Here is a 4,504-nt window from a genome sequence, read left to right as displayed (position 1 = left end):
GCTGGGAGTTGGCGCAGACGGGCGCTTTGCGGCGCTGACCAATATCCGTGACCCGCACCAGCCGCCGGCGCGCAAGTCGCGGGGTGAGTTGGTGGCGCGCTTTCTCAGCAGTTCGCTGTCGATTGACGACTATTTGGCCGACGTTAATGGCAGATCGATTGAATATGCCGGGTTTAACCTGCTGGTCGGGACGCGGGACGAGCTTTGGCATTACAACGCCAAGGAATCTGCGCCGACACCATTGGTGGCGGGGGTTTATGGGTTATCCAATGCAGGGCTGGATACGCCGTGGCCGAAGTTGTTGAAGGCCAAGGCGGCGTTGGCGCAAGTACTGGAAGATCCGCAGCCTGAAGCCTTGCTGGGGATTTTGAGCGACCCGCAGACCGCGCCGTTTGCTGACTTGCCGGACACCGGCGTGGGCTTGGCGACGGAGAGTTTGCTGTCGAGTGTGTTTATTGCCAGCCCCAGTTACGGGACGCGGGCGAGTACGGCGTTGATTGTGAATGCCGACGGGACGCGGCATATCGTGGAGCGCAGTTTTGGGCCCTATGGCGGACAGTTGGGTGAAGTTGAACTCAAAATCTGAACCTCACGCAAACCAAATGTGGGAGCGGNNCCGCTCCCACATTTCGATTGGGGACAGGCTCTGAAATCCGGTTAGAGGCTCTTTGCAGACGCCGGGTTGATCATCCGCGCCAACCCAAGGTTCTTCAGCGCCAATTGCAGCGAGCTGTGGATAACTTGCGGGTTGTCGATAGTCATCAACTCCGCCAGCAGCTCCTTGGCCCGGCTCAGGTTGATCTGGCGCAGCATCCATTTCACCTTCGGCAAGTTGGTGGCGTTCATCGACAGGCTGTCAAAGCCCATCGCCATCAACAGTACGGCCGCCGCCGGGTCACCGGCCATCTCGCCGCAGATACTCACCTGCTTGCCTTCGGCATGGGCGTCGCGCACCACGTTCTGCAAGGCTTGCAGCACCGCCGGGTGCAGGTAGTCGTAGAGGTCGGCCACCCGCGGGTTGTTGCGGTCCACGGCCAGCAGGTACTGGGTCAGGTCGTTGGAGCNNCCGCGCCAGCTCCTTGGCCTGGTACACCGCCGCCGGAATCTCGATCATCACGCCAATCGGCGGCATCGGCACGTCGGCGCCTTCGTCGCGCACTTCGCCCCAGGCCCGGTGGATCAGGTGCAGGGCTTCTTCCAGCTCGTGGGTGCCGGAGATCATCGGGAGCAGGATGCGCAGGTTGTTCAGGCCTTCGCTGGCCTTGAGCATCGCGCGGGTCTGGACGAGGAAGATTTCAGGATGGTCGAGGGTAACGCGAATACCGCGCCAGCCGAGGAAGGGGTTGTCTTCCTTGATGGGGAAATACGACAGTGACTTGTCGCCGCCAATGTCCAGGCTGCGCATGGTCACCGGTAACGGATGGAAGGCGGACAATTGCTCGCGATAAATCGCCAGCTGCTCCTTCTCACTCGGAAAACGCTGGTTGATCATGAACGGCACTTCGGTGCGGTACAGGCCCACCCCTTCGGCGCCGCGCTGTTGTGCACGTGCCACGTCCGCCAGCAGGCCGGTGTTGACCAGCAGCGGTACGCGGTGGCCGTCGAGGGTCACGCACGGCAGTTCCCGCAGGGCGTCGAGGCCCTGGGACAGCTGGCGTTCTTCTTCCACCACTTCGGCGTATTGCTTGCGCAGCACTTCGCTGGGGTTGGTGTAGACCTCGCCGTGGTAGCCGTCGACGATCATTTCGATGCCGTCGACCTTGGAATACGGCAGGTCCACCAGCCCCATCACCGTCGGAATGCCCATGGCCCGAGCCAGGATCGCGACGTGGGAGTTGCCCGAACCCAGTACCGAGACCAGGCCCACCAGTTTGCCTTCCGGCACTTCGCCGAGCATGGTGGCGGTCAGTTCTTCACTGATCAGGATGGTGTTGTCGGGGTACACCAACGTGGTCGAGCGCTCTTCCTGCAGGTAGGCCAGCAGACGGCGACCGAGGTCCTTCACGTCCGAGGCGCGCTCGCGCAGGTAGGCGTCGTCCATCAATTCGAAACGGTTGACGTGATCGGTGACCACCTGGCGCAGCGCGCCCTGGGCCCACTGGCCGGTCTTGATCACGTCCTTGACTTCGCTGCCCAGGGACGCGTCGTCGAGCATCATCAGGTACACGTCGAACAACGCCCGCTCTTCAGGCCGCAGCTGGGTGGCCAGCTTGGTCGAGAGGGTGCGCATGTCATTGCGCACGCCTTCGAGGGCGGTCTTGAACAGGATGATTTCAGCGTCGATGTCGGTGACGGTCTTGTCCGGCACCACGTCCAGGTCGGCGGGCGGCAGCATGACCACGGCGGTACCGACAGCAGCACCCGGCGAACCCGGCACGCCGACGAACTTGGCTTCCTGGATGCCCTTGCCCTGGCGCCCCAGGCCGCGAATCGAACCGGTGGCCTCGGCGTGGGCGATAACCCCGGCGAGCTGCGCGCTCATGGTCACGAGGAAGGCTTCTTCACCTTCGTCGAACTGGCGGCGTTCTTTCTGCTGGATGACCAACACGCCGACAACGCGGCGGTGGTGAATGATCGGCGCACCGAGGAACGAGGCGTAGCGCTCTTCACCGGTTTCGGCAAAGTAGCGATAACGCGGGTGATCGGCCGCGTTTTCGAGGTTCAGGGGTTCTTCACGCGTCCCCACCAGGCCCACCAGACCTTCATTGGGCGCCATGCTGACCTTGCCGATGGAGCGCTTGTTCAAGCCCTCGGTGGCCATCAGGACAAAACGGTTGGTCTCGGGGTCCAGCAGGTAAACCGAGCAGACCTGGCTGCCCATGGCTTCCTTGACGCGCAACACAATAATCCCCAACGCCGCCTTGAGATCCTTGGCGGAGTTAACTTCCTGGACGATCTTGCGCAGCGTATTGAGCATGGCTCGGGGTCGAACTCCGTCGTCAGTCGCGCGCTAAAAGGCGCGGGGCAAGCTCTTTAAGAGCGCGACGATAAACCTCGCGCTTGAATGTCACCACCTGGCCCAACGGATACCAATAACTGACCCAGCGCCAGCCATCGAACTCCGGTTTACCGGTCAAATCCATCCGCACCCGCTGCTCGTTGGAGATCAGGCGCAGGAGAAACCATTTCTGTTTCTGGCCGATGCACAGCGGTTGGCTGTGGGTACGCACCAGACGTTGCGGCAAACGATAGCGCAACCAGCCTCGGGTGCAGGCCAGAATTTGCACATCTTCACGTTCAAGGCCTACTTCTTCGTTCAACTCACGGTACAAGGCGTCTTCAGGGGTTTCGTCGGGATTGATTCCGCCTTGAGGAAACTGCCAGGCATCTTGGTTGATACGGCGAGCCCATAGCACCTGTCCGGCATCATTCGTAAGAATAATCCCGACATTAGGACGGAAACCATCGGGGTCGATCACGGCAACAACCTCGCAAACGCATGTCACCGCATTGTTCCACAAAGATTGATACAGCGGCAACGAGGCTGCTTACCTTATGTGCACTCTTGTGAAAAGACCGTATTCTGGACGCCTTTTTACAGACTTTTCAGCGAGTAACTGCAATGCGCCTGGCTTTATTCGACTTGGACAACACGCTTTTGGGGGGTGACAGCGATCACGCCTGGGGCGATTACCTCTGTGAACGCGGGATTCTCGACGCCGTGGCCTACAAGGCCCGCAACGACGAGTTCTACCAGGACTACCTGGCCGGCAAGCTGGATAACGCCGAGTACCTGAATTTCTGCCTGGAAATCCTCGGCCGCACCGAGATGGCCCAGCTGGATGAATGGCATCGCGACTACATGCGCGACTGCATCGAGCCGATCGTGCTGCCCAAGGCAGTTGAGTTGCTGGCCAAGCACCGGGCGGCGGGCGACAAGCTGGTGATCATCACTGCAACCAACCGTTTTGTGACCGGGCCGATTGCCGAGCGGCTGGGGGTTGAGACCCTGATTGCGACGGAATGCGAGATGGAAGACGGGCGCTACACAGGGCGCAGCACAGATATTCCGTGCTTCCGTGAGGGCAAGGTGACGCGCTTGAATCGTTGGCTGGAAGAGACCGGGTTTAGCCTGGAGGACAGTTACTTCTATAGCGATTCGATGAATGACCTGCCGCTGCTGGAGCAGGTGACGCATGCAGTGGCAGTGGATCCGGATCCGAATTTGCGGGCTGAGGCTGAGAAGCGTGGTTGGCCGGTGATCACCCTGCGCGGCTAAAGATCGTTCCCACGCTCCGCGTGGGAATGCATCACTGGACGCTCTGCGTCCGCTCTTGGGACGCGGAGCGTCCCGGGCGGCGTTACCACGCGGAGCGTGGGAACGATCATCTAGACGGGCTTGGCACCCATCAACCCGGCAATCGCCACAAACCCCACCAGGCTCACCACCGCCAGCGCCACGGTAAAGTTCAAACTCCCCGCCCCGCCCAGCCGCAGCCGATTAAGCCGCACCACCAGCCAGAACCAGCTCAGCGCCGCCACGGTGTAGATCACGCTGGAACCC

3 protein-coding genes and 2 pseudogenes are annotated in these 4,504 nt (G+C 61.1%); 2 read left to right on the top strand and 3 right to left on the bottom strand.

From position 1 onward, the window contains the following. A partial coding sequence (locus tag HX846_RS21880) for an NRDE family protein (protein ID WP_178966084.1) occupies window positions 1-586 on the top strand: 586 nt, incomplete at its 5' end. Window positions 587-657: 71 nt separating this feature from the next. On the opposite strand, the pseudogene ptsP reads toward HX846_RS21880, so the two are convergent. Both ptsP and HX846_RS21870 read right to left on the bottom strand, forming a co-directional pair. Next, window positions 658-2,917: pseudogene (gene ptsP / locus HX846_RS21875) on the bottom strand (phosphoenolpyruvate--protein phosphotransferase). A 22-nt stretch (window positions 2,918-2,939) separates the two neighbouring features. Continuing rightward, window positions 2,940-3,419: an RNA pyrophosphohydrolase gene (locus tag HX846_RS21870; protein ID WP_003176750.1), complete on the bottom strand. Its 480-nt coding sequence runs from the start codon at window positions 3,417-3,419 to the stop codon at window positions 2,940-2,942. Window positions 3,420-3,562: 143 nt separating this feature from the next. On the opposite strand from HX846_RS21870, the gene HX846_RS21865 reads away from it, so the two are divergent. Next, window positions 3,563-4,219, top strand: a complete 657-nt coding sequence (locus tag HX846_RS21865) for an HAD family phosphatase (RefSeq protein ID WP_178966083.1) — start codon at window positions 3,563-3,565, stop codon at window positions 4,217-4,219. 110 nt (window positions 4,220-4,329) lie between these two features. On the opposite strand, the pseudogene HX846_RS39680 reads toward HX846_RS21865, so the two are convergent. Next, a pseudogene (locus HX846_RS39680) lies at window positions 4,330-4,504 on the bottom strand (DUF2269 domain-containing protein); the annotation flags it as partial.

The organism is Pseudomonas sp. K5002, from assembly GCF_013386655.1.
In the GTDB taxonomy this organism is placed as follows: Bacteria; Pseudomonadota; Gammaproteobacteria; order Pseudomonadales; family Pseudomonadaceae; genus Aquipseudomonas.
The sequence above is the reverse complement of the archived record's forward strand: the minus strand, read 5'-3'. Positions and strand labels throughout refer to the sequence as shown.

Excerpts from the sequence above, each read along its gene's own strand:
- HX846_RS21865 (WP_178966083.1), top strand. The coding sequence starts at position 3,563 with ATGCGCCTGGCTTTATTCGACTTGGACAACACGCTTTTGGGGGGTGAC.